Origin of the sequence: Actinoplanes sp. NPDC023714 (assembly GCF_040639855.1) — a bacterium.
Classification (GTDB): Bacteria; Actinomycetota; Actinomycetes; order Mycobacteriales; family Micromonosporaceae; genus Actinoplanes.
Window position 1 is genome coordinate 40,441 of sequence record NZ_JBFAAR010000007.1, and the last position, 23,658, is coordinate 64,098.

11 protein-coding genes are annotated in these 23,658 nt (G+C 74.6%); 3 read left to right on the forward strand and 8 right to left on the reverse strand.

Annotated elements, in window-relative coordinates:
* Nucleotides 1-106: 106 nt before the first annotated feature.
* Nucleotides 107-10,666, forward strand: a complete 10,560-nt coding sequence (locus AB0G10_RS28260) for a hypothetical protein (RefSeq protein WP_360928064.1) — start codon at nucleotides 107-109, stop codon at nucleotides 10,664-10,666.
* Here AB0G10_RS28260 and AB0G10_RS28265 read toward each other — a convergent pair.
* Together AB0G10_RS28265 and AB0G10_RS28270 are read right to left on the reverse strand one after the other, a co-directional pair.
* Entirely contained in the window at nucleotides 10,659-12,137 is a 1,479-nt protein-coding gene (locus tag AB0G10_RS28265; RefSeq protein WP_360928066.1) for a glutamate--cysteine ligase, read from the reverse strand. The two genes, AB0G10_RS28260 and AB0G10_RS28265, sit on opposite strands and share 8 nt — an antisense overlap.
* Nucleotides 12,138-12,299: 162 nt before the next feature.
* Entirely contained in the window at nucleotides 12,300-12,821 is a 522-nt protein-coding gene (locus AB0G10_RS28270; RefSeq protein ID WP_360928069.1) for a hypothetical protein, read from the reverse strand.
* Between the two features lie 215 nt (nucleotides 12,822-13,036).
* Between AB0G10_RS28270 and AB0G10_RS28275 the strand changes: the two genes are divergently transcribed.
* Both AB0G10_RS28275 and AB0G10_RS28280 read left to right on the forward strand, forming a co-directional pair.
* Nucleotides 13,037-15,628 (forward strand): hypothetical protein, encoded by a 2,592-nt coding sequence (locus AB0G10_RS28275; RefSeq protein WP_360928072.1) that lies wholly within the window; start codon nucleotides 13,037-13,039, stop codon nucleotides 15,626-15,628.
* 151 nt (nucleotides 15,629-15,779) lie between these two features.
* Nucleotides 15,780-16,913 carry a SigB/SigF/SigG family RNA polymerase sigma factor gene (locus AB0G10_RS28280; protein ID WP_360928990.1) on the forward strand — a complete coding sequence of 378 codons (1,134 nt, stop codon included), beginning with the start codon at nucleotides 15,780-15,782 and terminating at the stop codon, nucleotides 16,911-16,913.
* A 56-nt stretch (nucleotides 16,914-16,969) separates the two neighbouring features.
* Here the strand turns inward: AB0G10_RS28280 and AB0G10_RS28285 are convergent, their stop codons facing one another.
* The 6 genes from AB0G10_RS28285 to AB0G10_RS28310 all read right to left on the reverse strand — a co-directional run bounded on the left by AB0G10_RS28285 (nucleotide 16,970) and on the right by AB0G10_RS28310 (nucleotide 23,643).
* Nucleotides 16,970-17,695 (reverse strand): ATP-binding protein, encoded by a 726-nt coding sequence (locus AB0G10_RS28285; protein ID WP_360928074.1) that lies wholly within the window; start codon nucleotides 17,693-17,695, stop codon nucleotides 16,970-16,972.
* Nucleotides 17,696-17,765: 70 nt separating this feature from the next.
* Nucleotides 17,766-19,604 carry a CheR family methyltransferase gene (locus AB0G10_RS28290; RefSeq protein ID WP_360928077.1) on the reverse strand — a complete coding sequence of 613 codons (1,839 nt, stop codon included), beginning with the start codon at nucleotides 19,602-19,604 and terminating at the stop codon, nucleotides 17,766-17,768.
* A gap of 21 nt (nucleotides 19,605-19,625) precedes the next feature.
* Nucleotides 19,626-20,651 carry a chemotaxis protein CheB gene (locus AB0G10_RS28295; protein WP_360928080.1) on the reverse strand — a complete coding sequence of 342 codons (1,026 nt, stop codon included), beginning with the start codon at nucleotides 20,649-20,651 and terminating at the stop codon, nucleotides 19,626-19,628.
* Entirely contained in the window at nucleotides 20,648-21,394 is a 747-nt protein-coding gene (locus tag AB0G10_RS28300) for an ATP-binding protein (protein WP_360928083.1), read from the reverse strand. The genes AB0G10_RS28295 and AB0G10_RS28300 overlap by 4 nt, the downstream gene beginning before the upstream one ends.
* An 84-nt stretch (nucleotides 21,395-21,478) precedes the next feature.
* A complete protein-coding gene (locus tag AB0G10_RS28305; RefSeq protein WP_360928993.1) occupies nucleotides 21,479-22,594 on the reverse strand; it encodes a glycosyltransferase in 1,116 nt (371 codons plus the stop codon).
* A gap of 8 nt (nucleotides 22,595-22,602) precedes the next feature.
* On the reverse strand, nucleotides 22,603-23,643 hold the full coding sequence (locus tag AB0G10_RS28310; RefSeq protein ID WP_360928086.1) for a glucosyl-3-phosphoglycerate synthase: 1,041 nt from the start codon (nucleotides 23,641-23,643) through the stop codon (nucleotides 22,603-22,605).
* Nucleotides 23,644-23,658: the final 15 nt, after the last annotated feature.

The window sequence follows — 23,658 nt, forward strand, 5'->3', positions numbered from 1 at the left end:
TGGTGCGGAGGTGATTCTCATACCGTTTCAAGGCCGCCGATAGGCCGTTTATTCGAACATTTCTAAAAAATGGACTTTTTTCAGATCGCAGTTTGAAAATCGTTCCGTGGTTTCGCCCCGAAGGGATCCGCGCCGGCGGATCGCCGCCATGGTCGTCATCGTCCTCACGCTGTCGCTCGGTATCTGGTCCGATACCGGGCTGGCGGCCGGCACCCTGACCACGTCGGCCCAGGCGCTGCGGGTGAACCTCACCGCCGTGGGCGGCCTGGTCACCGCCTCGCTGCGGAGCCCGAACACGGCGCCCGCCTGGGTGGACGGCGGCGGCACCGCGTCCACGCAGGTGCTCGCGCCCAGCGTCGGCCTGCTCGGCGTCACGGTCCTGTCCAGCGGCGTGGTCACGTCGACGGCGGGCCCGGCCATCCCGGGCGGCGGCCGGGGCGAGTCCACCGTCGCCGGGCTGACCCTGCTCGGCGCCACCGGCATCAGCACCGGCGCGATCCGTACGCAGTGCGTCATGAACGCGTCCGGGATCAGCACCGACGTCAGCATCGCGGACCTCAAGGTCGGCGGCGCCACGATCGCCAGCCCGGACGTGAACCTCAAGCTGAACGTGCCGGGCGTGCTCGGCGTGACGATCGACAGCCGGACCGCGGCCTGGAACACGAGCACCGGGAAGTTCGACTACACGGTCCGCGCCCTCGACGTGAACCTGCTCAGCGGCCTCGCCGTGGTCGCCGGCGGCACCGTCGTGGTGGCCGAGGCGGTCTGCTCCGGCACCATCAAGCTCGGCACGGTCAGCGCCGGCCCGGTCGCGCTCGCCCCGGGCCAGAGCGGCACCCCCACCGTGACCGTCACCAACATCGGCGACGCCGGCGCGCCGAACACCACGATCCGGATCCCGAAGCCGCCGGCCGACTACGTGCTGGACACGCCGACCGTCACCGGGGGAGGCACCTGCTCCACCGCGGACAGCAACGAGATCGTCTGCTCCGGGGTGACCGTGCCGGGCGGCGGCAGCGCGAAGGTGTCGTTGCCGGTCCGGCTCAAGGCGTCGGCGCCGAGCGGGGCGCCGTTCTGGTCGCCGGGGTCCGGCACGATCAGGGTCGCGAGCACCCCGGTCCCGGAGGCGCCGGACCAGAACATGGAGATCACCGGTAGCGGCGCGCTGGTCACCTCGAAGGCGCGGGCCACCACGGGCGGCACGGTCACCATGACGCCCGCGACGCTGCCGGCCGGCAAGACCGTGACCACCGGCGTGAAGGTCGCCAACCAGGGGCCGTCGGACGCGAGCACCACGATCGTCATCCCGATCGCGAACCGGCCGGCCGGCGTCGCGGTGACGTCCGCGGCCGCCGGCGGGACCACCTGCCAGGTCGACGCCACGGCCATCACGTGCGCCGGCGTGACGGTCCCGGCCGGCGGCGACGTGACCGTGGACGTGAGCACCTCGGCGACCGCGTCGGCGGCCGTCGGCGCCACCTGGGACCTGGCCGGGATCAGCGCGCCGATGAACGGCACCGCGGTCACCGGCCAGGGCCGGCTGCTCAGCATCGGCAGCCCGGACGTGAACCTCGCCGGCGGCCTGACCGTCGCCCCGGCCACCGCGATCCCGGGCGGCTCGGCCGCGACCGCGACGATCCAGGTGACGAACGCGGGCGCCGCCGCGGCGACCCCGGCCTCGATCACCATCCCGGCGCCGCCGGCCGGCTACACGATCGGCACGGTCACCACGAGCGGCGGCGGCGCCTGCGTCACCGGCCCGGCCGCGGTGACCTGCACCGGGGTGACGATCCCGGCCGGCAAGGCGGTCACCGTGTCGGTCCCGGTCACCCTGGCGTCCTCGGTCACCGCGCCGTGGACCGTGCCGGCCGGCACCCCGATCACGGCGTCCGCCGGCAACTCCACCGGCACGGTCGCCGGGACGGTGGTCACCCCGTCGCCGCGGTACACGCTCGGCGTCACCGCGACCGGGCCGGCCGACGACACGGTGAGCCCGGGCCAGACCACGTCGATCACGGCGAACGTCTACAACCAGGGCCCGTCCGACGCGCGGCAGAGCACGTTCACGGTGGTGGCGCCGCCCGGCACGGTCTTCGGGACCCCGTCCGGCGCGACCTGTGCCTCGTCGGTGCTGAACACCCGGCTCACCTGCACGGTGGACATCGCGGCCGGCGCCGCGCCGGTGGCGCTCACCCTGCCCCTGACCGTCTCGGTGCTGGCGAACCCGGACGACCCGGTCACCGGCGGGTGCGTGAGCCTCGACGGCGATGCGGCCTGCTCCGGCGCCGGCGACGCGAAGCTGCCGGACATCGTGCTGCGCAGCCCGCTCGCCACCCGGCTCACCACGACCTTCGGCGCGGCCGTGATCACCCCGGGCAACACCGGCACCGGCCGGGTCACCCTGCGGTCCGCCAAGGCCGAGACCGGCGTGACCGCGACGATCCCGACGAACCTGATGCCGGCCGCGTTCACGGTCGCCGGCGCCGCGGTGAACGGCACCCCGTGCACGATCGGCGCCGCCGCCATCACCTGCGCGAACATCAGCCTCGCCGGGAACACGCCGAAGGACGTCGCGATCCAGGTCGTCGCCGACCCGGGCGCGCTCGCCGGCGTGGTGTGGACGCCGATCGTCACGATCGCGACCGGCGGCGAGACGGCCGCCGCAACCGGGCCGGTGGCCGGCACCGGCACCGTCGACCACACGCTGACCGCGACGGCCTCCGGGCCGGCCGCCGGCACCGTCGAGCCGGGCGATCCCACGTCGATCACCGTGAACGTCACCAACCAGGGACCGTCGGCGGCGAGCCCGGCGGTGTTCGACGTGACCGCGCCGGCCGGCGCCTCGTTCGGCGCACTGAGCCCGCCGGCCTCGGACGTCTGCCAGGTCACCACGGCGGCGCTGCTGACCTGCGGGAAGAACCTCGCCCGGTACGCGTCGACCGGCGACCTCACGATCCCGCTGGTGATCTCCGCGAACGCCGACCCGGACGCGCCGGTGACCGACGGCTGCGTGGACGTGAACGGCATCCCCGGCTGCGGCGCCGCCGACCGGCCGATCCCGGACATCGACCTGCGGGTGCCGTTCGCCCGCCAGGCCGGCGTCACCGCGGACCGCGCCGACGTGGTGCCCGGCCGGACCGCGACGGCGACCCTGCACGTGGCCGCGACCCACAACGACCTGACCGCCGTGACCGTCACGATCCCGGCCACGGCGCTGCCGGCCGGCGTCACGGTGACCAACGCGACCGGGCCGAACGGCTCGAGCTGCGCCGTGCTGACCGGCCCGAACCGGGTCGAGTGCACCGGGATCGGCATCCCGGCCGGCACCACCGCGGACGTGCGGATCACCGTGGCCGCGGCCGCGACGGCGAACCCCGGCGACCGGTGGAGCGCCACCGGCATCACGGTCGCCGCCGGCGGGCAGTCCCTGGCGGCGAACCAGGAGCTGGCCCGGGTCGCGCCGGCGCAGTCGACGCTGGACACCACTGTCGCGCTGACCGGCCTGGTCGCGCTGCCCGGCGGGGGTGGCACCCTCACCGTCACCCTGACCAACAGCGGGCCGTCGGTGGCCACCGGCCGGCCGATCACCGTGATCGCGCCGCCCGGCACCACGTTCGGCGCCCTGGACCCGTCCACCGACGCGGCGTGCGACCTCGCCGTGGACGCCACGAGGGCCACCTGCGCGGTCGACCTCGCGGTCGGCGCCTCGGCGAGCCTCGCCTTCCCCGTGAAGATCGGTCTGAACGTGCTGCCCGGCAAGGCGATCACCGGCGGCTGCGTGGACCTCGACGCGACGAGCAGCTGCACCGTGACCGTGGACAAGGCGCTGCCCGGCATCACCGTCGGCACCCCGCTCCAGCAGCGGCTCACCATCACCACCAGCCCGGCGCGGATCGTGCCCGGCGAGCAGGACGACGCGCGGATCACCATCGGGTCGAGCGCCGTCGAGCCGAACCTGACCGTGACCGTGCCCGCGACCGGGCTGCCCGCCGGCGTCTCGGTGATCGCGGCGAGCGCGCCCGGCGGCGCCACCTGCGTGCTCGGGCCGCCGGTGGTCTGCAGCAACGTCGCGGTGCCCGCCCCCGGCACGCCGATCGCGGTCACCCTGCGGGTCCGGTCGGCCGCCGGCGGCGTGGCCGGCACCTGGACCGCGACCGGGCTGACGGCGGCCACCTCCACCGAGACGGCGACCGAGTCCGGCGACCTGGCCGTGGTCGGCGCGCCGCGCAGCGTCCTGACCGGCGCCGTCACCGTGCCGGGCGCCGGGACGGTCACCCTGAACAGCTCCACCGGCGTCGCGGTCACGGTCACCAACAGCGGGCCGTCCGACGCGAACCCGGCCGTCTTCACGGTCGGCGCGCCGGCCGGCACCACGTTCGGCGTCACCATGCCGGCGAACTGCGCGCGTACCGGCGACACCCTGGTCACCTGCACGATGCCGCTCGCCGCCGGCGCGACCACCGGCGCGCTCACCCTCCCGCTCGTGGTCCCGGCCGGCGCCGACCCGTTCACCCCGCTCGGCGGCGGCTGCGTCGACCTGGACGGCGTGGCCGGCTGCGGGGCCGGCGACCGGGCCATCCCGGACATCACGCTGAAGGTGCCGTTCGACCGGACCGTCACGCTCACCGGCGGCCGGGCCACCGTGGTCCCGGGCCGCTCCGGCGACGCCACGGTCACCGTCACGGCCGAGCGGGCCGGCCTCACCGGCATCACGGTGAGCATCCCGACCGGGGGCCTCCCGGCCGGCCTCACCGCCGGCACGCCGGCCGGGGCCACCTGCACCGGCACCGACCCGATCGAGTGCACCGGGATCGACGTGACCGCGGGCGCCACGAAGACGATCACCCTGCCGCTCACCGCCACGGCCTCGGCCGCCCCGGGCGCCGTCTGGGAGCCGGTGGTGACGGCCGGGAACGGCACCGACACCATCGCCGGGACGCGGCGGCTCGCCGTGATCGGGGCGGCCGACGTCCGGCTGGCGCCCGGCGTGACAGTGCCCGCGTCGATCGAGCCGGGCCGCTCCGGCGACGTCGCCGTGACCCTCACGAACGGCGGCGACTCCGACGCCACCGCGGTCGCGTACCAGATGATCCCGCCGGCCGGCGCGGGCTTCGGCACCCCGCCGGCGAACTGCCGGGTGGTCCTCGGCACCGACCGGCTCGCCTGCACCGCCACCGTGGCCGCCGGCGGGACCCTGGGACCGATCGCGTTCCCGCTGATCGTGAACGGCAGCGCGGTGCCCGGCCGGCCGATCACCGGCGGCTGCGTCGACCTCGACGACGACGGCCGCTGCCAGACGCCGGAGGACACCCTGATCGGGCCGATCACCGTGGCCACGCCGTTCGACCGGCTGGTCAGCGTCCGGACCGTGCCGGCCACCGTGTCGCCGGCGTCCACCGGCACCGCCCAGGTCGTGATCGAGTCGACCCGGGCGCTCGCCGACCCGCTGACCGTGACGGTGCCGCTCGGCGCGAAGCCGGCCTCGATGACGACCGGCACGCCCACCCTCGACCAGGCCGGCTCCTGCACCGCGGACGCCACCGCGATCACCTGCACCGGCGTACGGCTGAGCGGCGGCAGCCCGTACCGGGTGACCCTCGACATCCCGGTCACGGTGGCCGGCGGCACCCCCGCCGACCAGGTGTGGAGCCTGGCCGGCGCGCTGGTCGCGAGGAACGCCGACGACCGGGTCGGCGGTGGCGGCGTACTGGCCCGCACCGGCGCCCCGCTCTACACGCTCGGCGCGACAGCGGTCGTGCCGGCCACCGACACGGTGCTGCCCGGCACCACCACCTCGATCACCGCGACGATCACCGCGACCGGCAGCGGCACCGCCACGAACGTTCCGGTCACCGTGTTCGCGCCGACCGGCTCGACGTTCCCCGCCGCCGGGCTGCCGGCGGGCTGCACGCCGCTCTCCACGACCGCCCTGAGCTGCACCGTGACCGTGGCGCCCGGCGGCTCGGCGCCGCTCACCGTCCCGATCGTGATCCCGGATCCGGCGCCCACCGGCGGGATCGGCGACGGCTGCGTCGACCTCGGCGGCGACGGCCGGTGCGACGCCGGCACCGACGTGACGATCCCCGGCTTCACCCTGCGCACGCCGCTCGGCAGCGCGGTCACGGCCGGCGCGGCCACCGGCGCGCCGATCACGCCGGGCCGCACCGGCACCGCGACCCTGCAGCTGGCCGCCGGCGTGACCCGCGACGACATGGTGCTCACCATCGACGGCACCGGGCGCCCGCCCGGGCTCGCGATCACCGGCGCGGACGTCGGCGGCGCCGCGTGCACGATCAGCGGCGACGTCGTGACCTGCTCCGACGTGGACATCGCGGGCGGCGGCAACGCCACCCTGAACCTGACCGTCGCGGCCGCCCCGGACGCCGCGCCGGGCAGCGTCTGGACCCCGGCGATCAGGCTGGAGCGGGGCGCCGAGAGCGCGACGATCCGGCAGCGGATCGCCGAGGTGGCCGCCGCCGACAACGGCACCGGCCTGGCGGTCTCGGTCGTCATGCCGGCCGACGGCACCGTCCTGCCCGGCGGCACCGCCGTGCTGCGGGTGACCATGACCAACCCGGGGCCGTCGGCCATGCCCGGCGCCCGGGCGGCGTTCCGCGCGCCGACCGGCACGACGTTCGGCACGCTCGACGCGCCCGCCTCGACCTGGTGCGTCAAGGCCTCGGCCACGCTGGTCACCTGCGTGGCCGACCTCGGCGTCGAGGCCCGGCTGTTCCGGCTGCCGCTGGACGTGCCGGCCAACACCGCGCCGGGCGCCGCGATCGGCGCCGGCGGCTGCGTGGACGCCGGGTTCGACGGCGTCTGCGACCCGGCCGACGCCGGGCTCGCGACGTTCCGGCTGGGCAAGCCGTTCAGCAGCCAGGCCGCGATCGCGCTGACCGCCGCGGCGGTCACGCCGGGGGACACCGCCACCGGCGTGGTGCGGCTGACCGCCGACCGGCTGCTGACCGGGCTCACCGTGACGATCCCGCTGGCCGGCATCCCGGCCGGCCTCACCGTGACGAGCGCGACCGGGCCGGCCGGGTCCACCTGCACGCTGACCGGGACGATCGTCTGCACCGGGGTCAGCGTGCCGCAGGCCACCGTCGACCTCGTGACGGTCGGCGTACGGGCCGCCTCCTCGCTGGCCGCCGGGGTGACCTGGACGCCGTCGCCGGTCACCGTGACCAGCTCGGCGGGGGACACCTCGGCCGCCACCGGGGTGCTCGCGCGTACCGGGACGCCGGTGTCCGACCTGCGGTTCGCCCCGGTCCTGCCGGACGGCACGGTGGCCTCCGGCGGCACCGCGGCCATGACGATCGGCGTGACCAACGGCGGCCCCTCCGACGCGGCCGGCACGGTCACCCGGATCAAGGCGCCGGCCGGCACCACGATCGGCGAGCTGGACAGCCCGGCGAAGGACGACTGCGTCCGGGTCGGCGCCACCCAGCTCGACTGCGCGGTCCGGCTCGGGGCCGGCGCGCCCGCGCTGACGTGGGTGGTGCCGGTGCTGGTGCCGGCGAACGCCGACCCGGACACCGAGCTGACCGGCGGCTGCATCGACACCTCCCGGGACGGCGCCTGCGGCAGCGGCGACACCCCGCTGCCCGGCATCCACCTGACCCCGACACTCACCCAGAACGTGAAGATCACGGCGGACCCGCCGGTGATCCGGCCCGGGCGCACCGGCACGATCGCGGTGCAGGTGGAGGCCACCAAGGCGGCCCGCACCGGGCTCGCCGTCAGCATCCCGCTCGGCACCCTGCCGGCCGGCATGACGATCGCGCAGGCCCAGGTCGCCGGCGGCGCGTGCACGGTCTCCACCGGGACGGTCAGCTGCACCGGCGTCGACGTCCGTACCGGCGGCGCCGCGGCCGTGACGCTCAACGCGGCGGTGGCCGGCACGGCGACCCCGGGGGACACCTGGACGCCGACCGCGACGGTCACCCACGGCGGCGACCAGACGGCCCGCACGCTCAGCGTCGCGAGCGTCGGGGCGGCCGACACGGCGCTCACCGTGGCCGTGGCGGTGCCGGCCGCCGGCGCGCTGCGGCCGGGCGACGCCGGGACGATGACGGCGACCGTCACGAACACCGGCAGCTCCGCGGCCCGCGCCGTGCCGTACACGTTCCTGGCCCCGGCCGGCACGACGTTCACGACGCCGGCCGCGACCACCGGCTCGTCCTGCGCGGTCTCCTCGGCCGGCGCCAGGATGACCTGCGCCGTCGACGTGAACGGCAACGCCCGTACGCAGATCCCGCTGCCGTTCCTGGTGTCCGGCTCGGCCGACCCGCGGACCCCGATCACCGGCGGCTGCGTGGACGTGAACACCGACGGCGTCTGCGACACCGGCACCGACGTGACGATCCCGCTCCTGCTGCTGGCGCTCTCGCTCGCCGAGCGGGTCACGGTGGGCGGGGCGCCCGCGACGGTCACGCCGGGCCGCAGCGGCGCCGGCCTGGTCCGGATCACCAGCACCGTCACGCTGACCGGCACGACCGTGACCGTCCCGCTCTCCGGGCTGCCCTCCGGGATGACCGTCACCGGCGTGACCGGCCCGGCCGGGGCGGCCTGCACCCGCGACGCGAGCGCGGTGACCTGCACCGGGGTGATCCTTGCGGCCGGGCAGAACACCGACGTCGCGGTCACCGTGGCGCTGGCCGGGACCCTCGCCCCCGGCGCGGCCTGGTCGCCGTCGGCGGTCACCGTGGCGCTCGCCGGGGACAGCACCGCCGGGGCCGCCCCGCTGATCGTGGCGGGACCTCGCGAGTCCGCGCTGACCTGGCGGGCCAGCGGTCTCGGCGGCACCGTGACACCCGGCGAGACCAGGACGCTCACGGTGCAGGGCACGAACGCCGGGCCGTCCAGCGCCCCGAACGGCACGGTCGCCGTGGCCGCCCCGGCGAACAGCACGTTCGGGCCGCTCAGCGGGCCGGCCGCGCAGGACTGCACGCCGTCGACGAGCAGGCTGCTCTCCTGCCGGTACGCGCTGGACCCCGGCGGCGCCGTCACCTGGACCTTCCCGGTCGTGGTGGACGCCGGCCTCTCCCCGGGCGCCCGGCTGGACGGCGGCTGCGTCTCGGCCGACGGCGACACCACCTGCGGCGGCGCCGGCGACGTGGCGATCGACCCGGCGACCGTGGACCTGCCGCTGCGCGCGAACGGCACGATCAGCCTCACCGGCGCGACCATCGCGGCGGGCGGCAGCGGCACCGCGAGCGTGGTGATCTCGGCGACCACGCCGTTCACCGGGCTGACCCTCACCGTCCCGCTCACGGCGCTGCCGGCCGGCTTCACGGTGACCGGCGCGACCCTGGACGGCACCGCCTGCCCGATCGCCGCGGACGCGGTCACCTGCACCGGGGTCGATCTGGCCGCCCGGACCGCACGCACCCTGCGGCTGGCCGTGAGCGTCGCCGCGTCCGCCCCGGCCACCGCCGCCTGGCGGGCCACCGGGATCACCCTGGCCGACCCGGATCAGCCGGCCGACGTGCTCACGGCGGCCGGCCTGCTGGCCGGGACGAGCACCACCGCCTCCGGGTACGCCGTGAGCGTCGCCCTCGGCGCGCCGTCGATCCTCAAGCCGGCCAAGGCGCAGACCACCGTCCTGCCGATCACGCTCCACAACGCCGGGCCGGACGCGGCCGACCCGTACCCGGTCACCGTGGTCCTCCCGGCCGGCACCACGCACGGCACGCTGCCCGCCGGCTGTGCCGGGGGGTCCACCGGCCGGACCGTCCGGTGCACCGTCTCCCTCCGGGCCGGCGGCACCGCGCGGATCGCGCTGCCGCTCGTGGTCGACCCCGGGGCCGAGCCGGGCAGCGTGCTCACCGGCGGCTGCCTCGACCAGGCGCTCGCCGGCACCCGCAGCGAACCCGCCTTCGACCTGGCCTGCGGCGGCGGGGACGACATCGCGGTGCCGGACATGACCGTCGGCCGGTACGACGTGGACCTGGACCTCGACTACACCGGCGGCACGGTCACCGCGCCGGCCGGCGGCGTGCTCAGCGTCGTGGTCGACTACGGCAACAGCGGCACCGAGACGGCTCAGGACGTCCAGTTCACCATCGTGCCGCCGGCCGGCGTCACCGTGACCGGCGCCGATCTGCTGATCGACCCGGACGCCGAGGTCAGCACGGCGGCGCTCGCCGAGATGGTGGCGGCCACCTGCGCGGCCGCTACCGGCGAGGCCGCGAACGCGGTGGTCTGCGACGCGCCGGACTCGGCCGCCGAGTCCGGCAGCCAGCTCTGGATCAAGCTGAAGGTCGGCACGGCCCCGAAGGCCGGCGTCTACCCGATGAAGGTCACCGTCAGCACGACCGACGTGGACGGCTACACCGACGACAACACCGTCTCGGTGCCGCTGCGGATGGCCGCGGCGGACAGCGACGACGGTGACGACGGGGAAGACGACGGCGGCGATGGCGGAGACGACGGCAGTGACGACGGCAGCGACGGAGACCACGACGGTGGCAGCGGCGATCTTCCCTCGACCGGTGTCCGGGCCGCCGACCTGGCGATGCTCGGCGCGCTGACCGTGGTGACCGGCGCGAGCCTGGTGACAGTGACCCGGGAGGGCGGGCCGGTGCTCACCCTCCGCCGGCTCCGGGAGAGCGCGGCAGCCCGGCGGATCCGCGAGTGGATCCGCCGGGACCCGGCCGCTACTTAGTCACCGGCCACTCGTGGACGGGGATGTTCTCGTGCATGAGCGGCAGATAGCGGCCCAGCATCTCGTGCAGGGCGCGCTGCCGGTCGTGGCCCTGCGCCTCGAGGCCGTGCAGCGTGTCGACCTGCCAGGAGGCGCCGTTGCGGTGCTTGAGGCAGCGCTGCTCGATGATGCCGAGGAGCCGGTCCCGCTGCGCCGGGTTGACGCCCCACCGGTCCAGCCCTTCGGAGGCCTGCGGCAGCAGCCGGCGCAGCACGAGCTCGGTCACCGGCAGCGTGCCGTGCCCGGGCCAGAAGACGCTCGCGTCGATGCCGTGCCGGGCACAGTTGTGGAAGTTCTCCTCGGCGGCCCGGAAGCTCATCTGCGTCCAGAGCGGGCGTTCCGCCTCGGCGAGCGTCCGGGTCAGCCCGTAGTAGAACGCGGCGTTCGCCATGGTGTCGGCGACCGTCGGGCCGGCCGGCAGCACCCGGTTCTCCACCCGCAGGTGCGGGCGGCCGTTGACCACCGCGTAGATCGGCCGGTTCCACCGGTAGACCGTGCCGTTGTGCAGCCGCAGCTCGCTGAGCTCGGGGATCTCGCCGCGTTCCAGGATGTCGGCCGGATCGTCGATGTCGCAGATCGGCAGGAGGGCCGGGAAGTAGCGGACGTTCTCCTCGAACAGGTCGAAGACGCTGGTGATCCAGCGTTCACCGAACCAGACGCGAGGGCGTACCCCCTGGGCTTGAATCTCTTCCGAACGGGTGTCGGTGGCCTGTTCGAACAGCGGGATGCGGGTCTCCCGCCACAGCTCCCGGCCCAGCAGCAGCGGCGAGTTCGCCCCGAGCGCGAGCTGCACCCCGGCGATCGCCTGCGCCGCGTTCCAGTACGCCGCGAACTGCGCCGGACTGACCTGGAGGTGGAACTGGGTGCTCGTGCACGCCGCCTCGGGCGCGATCGTGTCGGTGCTGACCGCCAGCCGGTCCACGCCGTCGATGCGGATGTCCAGGTCCTCACCCCGGGCCGCGAAGATCTGCTCGTTGAGCAGCTGGTAGCGCGGGTTCGTGGTGAGCGCCTCGCCGGTGAGGTGCTCGCGCCGCAGCGTCGGCAGGATCCCGATGGTGACCATGTGCGCGCCGGCCGCCCGGGCGCGCCGCTCGGCCTGGTTGAGGCTGGCCCGCAGACCCTTCTCCAGCTCGGCGAAGTCGTCGCCGGCGAGCCGCCGCGGCGGCAGATTGATCTCGATGTTGAACTGGCCCAGCTCGGTCTGGAAATCGGGGTCGGCGATGGCGCCCAGAACCTCGGCGTTGCGCATCGCCGGATCGGCGTTGTCGTCGATCAGGTTGAGCTCGATCTCCATTCCGGTGAGGGGGCGTTCGAACTCGAAGCGTGCCTCGCGCAGCATCGTCGCGAACACGTCGAGACTTCGGCGGATCTTCTGCCGGTAGCGGGTCCGGTCCTCACGGGAGAATTCGGTCTGGTCGACTTTCTCGCCCACAGCGCACCACCCTTCAGCCGTCGACGGCTTTGAATTCATGATGACGGCTGTCTATCGCCGTACTCATCATGAAGGCCGTGCATTGTCGCCAGATGGCCAAGGTGTTCGCTGACGTTGACGCGGAGTGCATGGGCGGAGCGTTACCCGATCAGGACACGGTTCTCACCTGAGGACGATCGCCAGCACCATGCCGAAGATCGCCGCGCCGGCGGCGGCCTGGAGCAGCATGGCCGGGCCGAGGTGCGACCAGCGGGTGGGGATGCGCGGGGTGAGCGGCTGCATCGTCGTCAGGTTCACCACCTGCATCAGCTTCACCGGCAGGGTCGGATCGGCCTGCGGCTGGGTGCGCACCTGCACGAGATCGCCGCGGTGCAGCGCCGACTGCGGCAGCTGCCCGTGCATCTCGATCTCGTAGGTCTGCCCGAGGTCGTCGCGCAGCCGCACCGGGGTCACCAGGAACTCCGGGCCCTTGCGGAGTTCCTTGAGGGAGCGCCGGGCGGGCTTCATCCGCAGCAGCGAGCCGATCATCTGGGCGATCCCGGCCGCCACGAAGACGGCGATCGCGAGGGCTTTCCCCACCTTCACCTCGCGGGTGTACGAGGCCTGGAAGCCGAGGAAACGGCCGGTGATGATGGGGCTGACGTGCCGGAGGATTCGCTCACGGTGCAGTTCGGTGTCGTCCATGGGGGGTCACCTCCTGGATATGTCTTCATGTTACGGAGAGAACGTGGATCGGCACCGTGAGTGAATAGCCGGGTCCGTATCACCTCTGCATACCGCCTGTCGCGCGTCATTCGCTGTGATTTGCGCCGATCTGCGGAAACCCGCCCTCCCGGTACGCCCGCCGGGGTGAACTGGAACAGGGCCGCGCGTATCCGGCCCGTGGGGGGCGGAGACCAGTGGCGGCGACTGACGCGTACGTGAAACCGGAGAGCGTGCTGGCACGGACCGCGCGCGAGATGGTCGAGGCGCACACCGGCGCCCCCGGCGCGACCGCATGCCCGGCCTGCGGCGAGCGCCTGCCCTGCCGGATCGCCCAGTCCGCCACCGAGGTCCTGGCGGCAGCGGGCCTGGCCGAGACCGACGGCCTCCTGGACGCGAGCCGCCCGACCCACGAGCCGCAGCACGCCCAGCCCGCACCCACCCCATCAGCGCTCGCCGCACCCGCCCTTTCCTCGCCCACCCCTTCCCCGGCCGCGGTGGTGCCGCCCTGGGAGATCCCCGCACCCACGCCAGAGCACCCGTCCCCGGCCTCACCCGCCGCCTGGCCGCCGCCCGAATCCGCCACCGGCATCGTCCCGCCGGTCCCGGACCCGGCGACACCCCCATGGCATCCGGGCCCGGGCGCAGGCCAGCAGCCTGCGGCGCTGACCTTCGGAACACCGGCTGCGGGAGACGGTTCCGCTTCCCTGGGTACGAGGGGAAGCACCGCCCCCGACCTCCCCTGGCCCCCGGTGAGCGACCAGGCCCCGCACCCCACCGTCAAACAGGGCCATGCGGCTCCGCCAGACAACCCGTTCCCGGCCGTCGGCCCGCAGTCGCCGCCCGCCCAGCCCTTCCCCGGCCCGTCCCTGGCCGACGTGGAACCCTCCGGCACGGTCGTGACCCACCCCGCCCAGCAGGCGGCGGCCCCGCGGTCTCCGCAGGCGGCGGCCCCGCAGCCCCCGCAGGCGGCGGTCCCGCAGCCCTCGCAGGCGGCGGTCCCGCGGTCCTCGCAGGCCGCCGAGGCACCCGCTCCTGGAGCGGCGGGCCCGGCCACGGCAGGAGGCCACTTCAGCGCAGGCCTCTCCCTGCCCCGAGTCCCGACCGGGACACCCATGCCCGGCCTGGCTCCGATGCCGCCGCAGGCTCCCACCTCGGGCCTGGCACCCATGCCGCCGCAGCCTCCCTCGTCAGGCCTGACTCCTCCCATGCCAGGCGTCGCTCCCACCTCTGACGTCACTCCCGAGCCCACCTCGCCGGAAGCCGCCCCGCCGCCCATAAGCCGGCCCTCGTCGATGCTGCTGGGCGATCCCGAGCCGAGCCCCGCCTTCACCCGCCCGCCCGCAGTGGCCTCCTTCGGCCAGCCGCCCGCAGCCGCTCCTTTCGGCCAGCAGCCGCCAGCCACCCCCCTGGGTCAGCAGCCGGCGAGCGCACCCTTCGCCCAGCCGGCACCCGAAGCCGCCCCGATCCAGGCCGCCCCGATCCATGCCGCTCCGATCCAGGCGGCCCCGATCCCGGCCGCGCCGGCCCCGATCCCGGCCGCGCCGGCCCCGATCCCGGCCGCGCCGGCCCCGATCCCGGCCGCGCCGGCCCCGCCGGCCCCGCAGCCGACCTTCGGCAACCCTCCGGCCGCCGCCCCAGCCCTCGACGACCTCGACGAGCTGATGAAGCAGCCGCCGCTCTACAGCCAGCAGAACAGCCCTCTCGACGCCCCGCGGTTCCCCCGCTCGGCCCGTCCCGCCGCCGCCACCCCGCCCGCCGGCCAGCCCGGCATAGGCCTGCCGGCGGAACCCCGCGGCCTCCCCACCGAAGCTCGCACCCATTCCGCCGCCCCGGCCGCCCCGACCACCCCGGCCGCCGAACCGGCCGACTTCCTGCCTTCCGCCGCCGCCATCACCGGTGCCGCCCAGCAGCCCTCCGCGCCGGCCGTCCTTCCGGGACTTCCGACCATCTCCGGAACCACCGGCCTTCCCGCCACCCCGACGCCCCACAGCGCACCCGGCCTCCCAGGCGCGCAGGCTGGCCTCCCCGGCACGCCGGCCATCCCTGCGGCTTCTGGCATTCCCGGCATTCCGGCCACCACGGCAGCATCAGGCCTGCCGAACGCCGCCCCCGAGGCCTCCGGCCTCCCCACCCCCTCGCAGGGCCAGAACCAGGCCACCCCGAAGCGCCCCCTTCTCCAGGCCCCCGACATGGGCCAGAACCAGTCACCCGCGATCGGCCGCACCGGCACGAACGCCGGCCCCGGCGCCAACACCGGCGGCGGCCTCGGGCAGAACGCCGGCGGCCTGGGGCAGAACGTCGGCGGTGGCCTGGCGCAGAGCACGGGCGGCGGCCTCGGGCAGAACGCCGGCACGAACGGCTCGCCCGGCACCGCCCGGAAGCGCCCGCCCCTGCAGGCTCCGGACATGGGCCAGCACAACCCGGCCGCCCGCCCGCCGCTCCAGGCCCCCGACATGGGCCAGCACAACCCGCCGAGCGCGGCGCCGGCGAGCCCGCAACCCGCCGACGCCGGCCCGCCGGTGAACCAGGACGACACCCCGTCCGGCCTGCCCGGCCGCGCCGCCCGCCCGGCGCCGCCCGCCACGGCCCAAGCCGCCGGCCAGGAGCAAGGCCGGGGCACGGGCCAGGAGCAGGGCCGAGGCGCAGGCCAGGAGCAGGGCCGAGGCGCAGGCCAGGAGCAGGGCCGAGGCCCAGGCCAGGAGCAGGGCCAAGGCACGCCGAACCCCCTCGACGACCCGGCCGCCGCCCCCTCCGGACTGCCGTCACGCCGGAACCGCCAGGGATGACGGTGGGGATGACGGCGGGGACGGCGGCGGGGACGACGCGAGGCGCGCCGCAGGATGACGGTGTTTGGGGGAGGGAGGTACCGGGCACTAGCGTGCGGTTGACAACCGCCATGCCGATGAGGGCACCGAACCGGTCGTGGAAGGGCTCGACATGCCGTCGCACCACGTAGCCGGCGAGCCGGCTGACAACGTCCTCGAGGATCTCGACGCGGCCGCCGCGGCGTTCGCGGAACGACGTTCCGCAGCGGGCCCGGCCGCCCTCGACGCGCTGCGCGAGGATCTGATCCGCTACTGCCTGCCGTTCGCCGGCCGGCTCGCCCGCCGATATCGGGGCCGGGGCGAGTACCTCGAGGATCTCGAGCAGGTGGCCCGGCTCGGCCTGGTGAAGGCGATCGACCGGTACGACCCCGAGCGCGGCTCCTTCACGGCCTACGCGGTGATCACCATTTCGGGTGAGCTGAAGCGGCATTTCCGGGACCGCACGTGGGGCGTCCACGTGCCGCGCCGGGTGCAGGACCTCAGCCTCGAGGTCGGGCACGCCTCGATGGTGCTGACCAGCGCGCTGGCCCGCACGCCGACCACGGCCGAGCTGGCCGAGCGGCTCGGTGTGAGCGAGGCCGCGGTGCTGGAGGCCGTCGAGTCCGCCGCCGGGTACGCCCCGGCCTCGCTGAACGCCCCGGTCGCCGGTGACGGGCTGATGGAGTTCGGCGACCTGATCGGCGAGGTGGACGACGAGCTGGAGTCGGTCACCGACAAACTGACCGTGACCGATCTGCTGCTGCGGCTGCCGGCCCGGGAGCGCCGGATGCTGGCCATGCGGTTCTACGGCAACCGGACCCAGGCGGAGATCGCCGCCGAGCTGGGCATCTCGCAGATGCACGTGTCGCGGCTGCTCAGCCGGGCGCTGTCCTGGCTGCGCGAGGCGATGCTCAGCGACACGCCGCCGCGCTGGGAGGGCGCCGACCGCCCCGCGCACAACGGCATGCAGGTGACGACGGACCGGGACGGCGCGGCGCTCGTGGTGCGGGTCCGCGGCGAGGTCGACCGGGACACCGCCGAGCGGCTGCGGGTGGGGTTGCGGCACGCGGTCGGGGCCGGTTCCGGGGCGGTCGTGGTCGACTTCGCGGGGGTTCCGCTCGTCGACGCGGCCGGTGTGTCGGTGCTCGTCGACGCCGTGCAGGCGGCGAGCGTGAAGGGCGTCGAGTTCTGCGTGAGCGGCTGCCAGCCGTACGTTGCCCGGATCTTGGCGGTCTCCGGCCTGGAGAATGTCCTGAAGCGCAACTGACGCACACCCGCCCTGTCGAAAAGCACGACCGGCGAAAAAAGCGCGACTGGTGAGAATCAGCGGCGCAGCGACGCCCAGACCACCTTGCCGTGCTCGGAGGGGACCCACCCCCATGAGTACGCGACCGAGCCGACCAGCAGCAGTCCGCGGCCGCGCTCCGACGGCGGCTGGTCGGGCCCTTCCGGCTTCGGCGGATCGGTGAGGCCGTCGCGGACCGCGAGGTTCAGGTACCGGCTGCGCAGCGAGATCCGCAGCGCCATCATGGTGTGCGCGTGGTCGACCGCGTTCGCCACCAGCTCGGTGACGATGAGGCTGGCCGGGGCGACCAGGCCGGGCAGGTCCCAGCGCAGGCAGGCCTCGGTCGCGACGTCCCGGGCGTGCCGGGTGGAGCCGCTGACCGGCAGCAGTTCCTCGGTGATCGACGGCATGGTGCGGCGGTCGTCGCCGAGGTGCGCGAGCCCGCGGGCCAGGTCGGGGAAGAGCGGCAGGCGACGGTACGCGCCGCCGATCAGCAGCGCGCGGGTCTCCGGCGGGGGGCCGCAGAGCAGCACCGGCGTGCCGGGCCAGCGGGCGGCCTGCCGCAGCACCACGGTGAAGACGGAGAGCGCGAGCGGCTGGTCCACCTCGAGGCCGGAGAGGTCGACGAGCAGTGCGTCGGGCTGCTCGGCCAGGCACTTGAGCAGACGCTCGCGCAGCGGAACGACGTCGGCGAGGCGGAGCCGTCCGTTCGTCGCCACGACCAGGCTGCCGCCCTCGGGTCGAACCTCGCACCGGACCGTCATGCCCTCCGCCTCTCCAAGGCCCGCCGGTTACCCCCGGCTGCGCCGGGTGAAACCAGGGCCCGGCGAAACGTCAGGCCGTCTCCATGACCACGATAGCTCCGTCGCCCTCAGCGGGACCGCCGTCCGGGCGGCGCAGCGGCGTGCACGCGACCCGGACGGTGATGGCCCGTCCGCGCCGGTTGACGGCCTCCAGCTGGATCTCGTCGGAGACGCCGGCGGGACCGAGCGCGCCGCGCAGCAGTGGCCGGAGCTGGTCGATCGGCAGGCCGATGTCGAGGTTGAGGAAGTGCTGGCCGATCACCTCACTGGAGCGCAGTCCCCAGAGGTCCTCGGCCCGCCGGTTCCACATCCGGATCCGCAGGTCCGGGTCGACCACGGCGACGCCGGCCTGGAGGCTGGTCAGCACGGTCTCCAGGAACACGTTCGCCTCGTCCAGCTGGCTGGTGCTGATCCGCAGCTGGTCGTTGATGCTCTGGAGCTCGTCGTTGGTGGACTGGAGCTCCTCGTTCATGGTCTCCAGCTCCTCGTTCGTGGACTGGAGCTCCTCGTTGGTGGTCTCCAGCTCCTCGACCGTGGACTGCAACTCCTCGTTGGTGGTCTCCAGCTCCTCGTTCGTCGACTGGAGTTCCTCGTACGCGGCCTCGAGCTGCTGGTTGGCGTGCTCAAGATCGTCCTGGAGCCGCCGGGCCGCGGTGACGTCGTGGAATATCAGGTTGACCCCGAGCAGGCTGCCGTCGGCGCCGCTGAGCGGGCTGATCTGCACTTCCACGTAGGTGACCTCGGAGCCTCGGTGGAACTCGACGTCGCGGACCCGCAGGGTGCGGCGCTCCAGCTGCGCCTGCTCGATGAAGCGCCGCAGCTCCACCGGCCGGTACGACAGGTCCAGGTCGCGGAACGGCCGCCCGATGTCGCGGGACGAGACGCCGAACAGCTTCTCCAACTGCCGGTTGGAGAGCGCGACCATGCCGTCGGAGGTGAGCGCCAGCATGGCGAGGGGGCTGGCGGCGAACACCTCGTTGCGCAGCTCGTCGAGCCCGGTGACCGCGGCCCCGGCCGCCGGGGGCGGGTCGGTGAAGGTCACGCCGGGCGGTGCGTAGAGGCGGGGAACCCGGCGGAAGACGCGCCGCTTCAGGTCGATCGGGATGAACAGACTGGAGTGGCTGAGCAGCATCTCGGCCTTGCCGAGGAAGAGGATGCCGGTCTCGGCCAGGGCGAAGTGGAATCGCCCGAGGATCTTCGCCTGCGTCTCGGCGTTGAAGTACATCAGCGTGTTGCGGCAGGTGAGCAGGTCTATCCGGGAGATCGGGGCGTCCTGCACCAGGTCGTTGCGCCCGAAGATCACCGAGCGGCGCAGGTCCTTGCGGAAGACGAACCGCCCGTTGACCGGCTCGAAGTACTTCTCGACCAGCTCCGGCGGCAGGGCCTGGACCTCGCGCTCGCCGTACGACGCCTGCCGGGCCTCGTTGAGCTGCTCCTCGTCCACGTCGGTCGCGTAGATCTTCACGCGTTCCCGGAACTGCTCGAGCCCGAGCACCTCGGCCAGCGCCATCGCGAGGGTGTACGCCTCCTCGCCGGACGCGCAGCCGGCGGACCAGATCCGGATCATGGAGTCGGCCGGCTTCGCGGCGACCATCGGCTCCAGGACGTCGGTCCGCAGGTATTCCCAGGCGTCGGCGTCCCGGAAGAACGCCGTCACGTTGATCAGGATCGTGTTGAAGAGCGCGGTGAACTCGTCCGGGTGCACCTGAAGGTAGTCCAGGTATTCCTGGTAGTCGCTGGTCTCCACCTGGCTCATCCGCCGGTTGACCCGGCGCATCAGGCTGGACCGCTTGTAGCCGGTGAAGTCGAAGCCCCGGGACTCCTTCAGATATCCCAGCAGCGCCTCGAAGTTCGGATCCGTCGCCTGCACAGGCCGAAACGCTACCGTACGTCAGACCGGATCGGGCGCGCCGGACCTCCGGATGTCGCCCGGGTGCGCCGTCGACCCGAGCCGGGCGATCAGGCCGCGCAGGGTGGTGCTCGCGTTCGCCGCGTCGTCGGCCATCTCCCGGAACCGGGCCGCGCCCGCGTTCGTCGGCCGGCTCTCCGCCATCCGCCGGCTCAGGGTGGCCTTCTCCTCGAGAGCGCGCAGGGCCATCCAGAGCGCGCTCTCCAGCGTCTCGGCCTGCTCGTCCAGCAGGCTCTCCGGCGACCAGGCGTGCCCGACCCGGCAGCGGAACCGGGGGATCGGATCCTCCTCGACCAGGAAGAGGCTGCCGCCGCAGTTCGGGCAGCCATAGCCGGCCGGCGGCGCGAGGTGGTCGCTGGTGACGGGCAGCAGGTCGGCGGCCGCGACCTCGGCGTCGAACAGCGGATCGGGGGCGGCCGGGCCCTGAGGTGGCAGCTCCATGGCGGTGATCCCGGCGATCAGGCCGCCGATCTTGGCGGCGGGGACGACGTGGTCGGGGCTCACCCGTTCGAGGGCGGCCCGGGGCATCCACGGGGTGAACGCGTCGGCGGGGTCCTGCACGACGGTGACGCCGCCCCGGGCGGCGATCGCGGCGAGACCGGCGGCGCCGTCGTCGCGGGACCCGGAGAGCACCACGCCGATGGCCCGGCGGCCCCGGGTCCGGGCGACCGAGCGGAACAGCGGGTCCACGGCGGGCCGGTGCCCGTTCTCGGCGGGGCCGCGGCTGAGCCGCAGGTGACCGTCGAGCAGGAGCAGGTGATGGTCGCCGGGGGCGACGTAGATGTGGCCGGCGCGCAGCTCCTCGCCGTCGGCGGCCTGCGAGGCCGGCAGCGGGCCGCTGCGCGTGAGGATCTGCGGCAGCGCGCTCGGCGCCTCCCGCGGGACGTGCAGGACCACCAGCACCGAGCCGGGGTAGTCGCGGGGCAGCCCGGCGGCAAGGGCGCGCAGGGCCTCCACTCCGCCGGCCGAGGCGCCGACGGCGACCACGTCACGATGCTCCGCTGTCACGCGGCGGCTCCGGTGGTGAGTTGCGTCCACACCACCTTACCGTCGGAGACGGGCAGTACGCCCCAGGCATCGGTGAGGTCCCGGACCAGCCGCAGCCCGCGCCCGCCCGCGTCGGTGACCGCCGGGTCGAGCGTCCGGGGCATCCGGAGGCTGCCGTCGCGGACCGCCATGATCAGCCGGTTGCCGCGCAGCTCGAAGGTGAACCGCATGGTGGTGTGCGCGTGCCGGACCACGTTGGCGACGAGCTCGGTCGCGACCAGGGTGGCGGTCGCGGTCACGTCGGCCCGATGCCAGGCGGCGCAGGCCTGGCTCACCAGGTTCCGGACCTGCCGGCAGGCCTCCGGGACGGGTCGCAGCCGGACCCGGATCCGCGGCACGGGCGGCCGGGCCGGCTCCAGAGCGTGGTCGAGGGCGTCGCCGCAGTCGTCGGCCAACTCCAGTCCGGCGCAGGCGGCCGAGCCGGCGAGGGCGTCCCGGGTGGGCCGGTCCGCGCCGCAGACCACGATCGGCACGGCCGGGAACTCGGCGGTCTGGCAGACGACGGCGCCGAGGGTGGTGAGCGCGAGCGGGTCGGAGACGTGTAGTCGCTCGACGTCGAGCAGCAGCTTCTCGGGGAGGCTGGAGAGGCTGCGGCGGACCGCGGCGCCGAGCGCGTCACCGGTGATCCGGTCGAGCGTGCCGCTGATGGTCAGCACCGCCACCGGCAGGTCCCGTTCCGGCCGGCAGACCAGCTGGCTGGGCATCGGGGTGCTGCCTCCCTCCCGTCCGCGTGCCGTCGGGGGCGGGCGGACGGGAGGGAGGTGCCCGGGGTTCCGGCCTCGCAAACGTCAGCCGGGGTTCCGGATCCGTTCGTAGAGGCGCACATAGGCCTCGGCCATCACCGCCGGGGTGAATCTCCGCTCCGCCTCGGCCCGGCAGGCGCGCGGATCGATGGTGGCGGCCTTGCCCACCAGCTCGCCGAGCTCCTCCTCGGAATCGGTCAGCAGCCCGGTGTGCCCGTCCTCGATCAGCTCCGGCAGGCAGCCGCGCGCGATGCCGGCGACCGGGGTGCCCAGCGCCAGCGACTCGACCACGGCGGTGCCGCCCGGCTCCTCCCAGCGCAGCGGGAAGAGGGCCACCCGGGCGCGGGCCACCAGCAGATCACGGTCGCGTCCGGTCACCGTGCCGATCCAGCGCACGCGTGTCCCGTCCACGTGCGGCGCCACCTTCTCGCGCCAGAACTGCACGTCGGGGTTGCGCCGGGCGTCCGGGTCGCTCTCCGCGGCTTCGAGATCGACAGCGTTCTTGTACGGGCCCACGGGTCCCGCCAGAACGAGGTCGAACCCGTGCTCGTGGGCGAGCCGGGCGGCCAGATCCTGTCCCTTGCCCGGGTTGATCCGGCCGAGGACCACCGCGTACGAGTCCTTCTCCACGGCGGGCGCCGGCTCGGCCGCGAGCGGGGTGGCCAGGTGGACGTGCCCGATCGCGTGGTCGCGCAGGGCCCGCGGCGCCCGGGCCAGCTGGGCCGCCGAGACGCCGTTGACCCGGACCCGGTCGCCGCCGTCGAAGGTGGAGTAGAGCGCCGGGTGTTTGTGCAGGTCCCAGTGCAGGGTCTGCAGGCCGGGTGGCGCGCCGTCGCCCAGGGACGCCAGGGTGACCAGGCCGGCCGCCTCCACGTGGTCGTGGATCAGGTCGATGTCGTCGTGCTCGCGCAGCGCCCGCACCACGGCGTGCTGGTGGGCCTGCACCACCCCGACCGCCTGGTTGTACGGCCGCTGGATGGCGTCGAACTGCCCGTGGTCGAAGACGGACACCCGGCCGTCGGCCTCGATCGTGCTCTCGCCCACCCCGGCGAAGACCACCCGCACCCCGAGCCGGCGCAGCTCGGGGATGAGGGTGGCCACCACGTTCTCGATGCCGCCGTACCCGCCGGGCGGCACCGGCAGCCACGGCCCGGCGTTCATCAGGACCTTCACGCGGCGACCGCCCCGCCGGCGGCGCGGCCGGACCCGACCAGGCCGAGCGACTCCCGGTCGAGCTCGGCCAGCGGCGGGCGCTCGGTCACCCCGGTCTCGGTGATCGCGATCTGCCGGTCCAGGTTGGGCAGCGCGTCCTCGCCGCCCCGGCGGAACTGGGTGAGCAGGGTGGACGGCGGCATCGCCTCGGCGGTGAGGCCGCGCCGGTGCATCCGGGACCAGGCGGTCACCATGATCTGTGCGGCCATCCGGCCGAGCGCCTCGGTGCCCTGGTGCCGGTGCTTGCGCTCGCCGAGGTCGACCTGGCAGAGCGCGTCGAGGCCGACCAGGTCGGCCAGGTCGATCAGCATGCCCACCTCGACGCCGTAGCCGGAGACGAACGGGATGCGCTCGAGGGTGCGGCGGCGCCCGGCGTACTCGCCGGCCAGTGGCTGGACGAAACCGGACAGCTCCGGGAAGAACAGGTTGAGCAGCGGGCGGGCCGCGAGTTCGGTGACCCGGCCCCCGCCGTCGGTCTCGACGCCGGCCGTGCCGACCAGCGGGCGGTGGTAGAAGCCCTTGACGAACTCCACGGTCTGGTCGGTCAGCAGCGGGCCGAGCAGCCCGGTGACGAAGTGCGCCGAGAACTCGTGCAGGTCGCCGTCGACGAACGCGACGACGTCCCCGGTGCTGGCCGCCAGCCCGGCCCAGAGCGCGTCCCCCTTGCCCTCCATCCGGGGCAGGCCGCGGGTGAGCCGGTCCTGGCTGACCACCCGCGCGCCGGCCCGGCGGGCGACCGCGGCGGTCGCGTCGGTGGAGCGGGAGTCGACCACGACGATCTCGTCGACCAGCGGCACCTTCTCGATCAGCTCGCGGCGGATGGTGGCGACGATCGCGCCGATGGTCGCCTGCTCGTTGCGGGCCGGGATGACCACGCTCACCCCGGTACGGCCCTTCGCGGCGGCCAGCTGCTCCGCCGTCCACTGTGTCGCCTTACCGGTCCGGTACGTCGTCCACGCCTCGACTATCGGTGAGGCGGTCTCGTGCGAATGCCACATCAGCGTTCCCCCCAA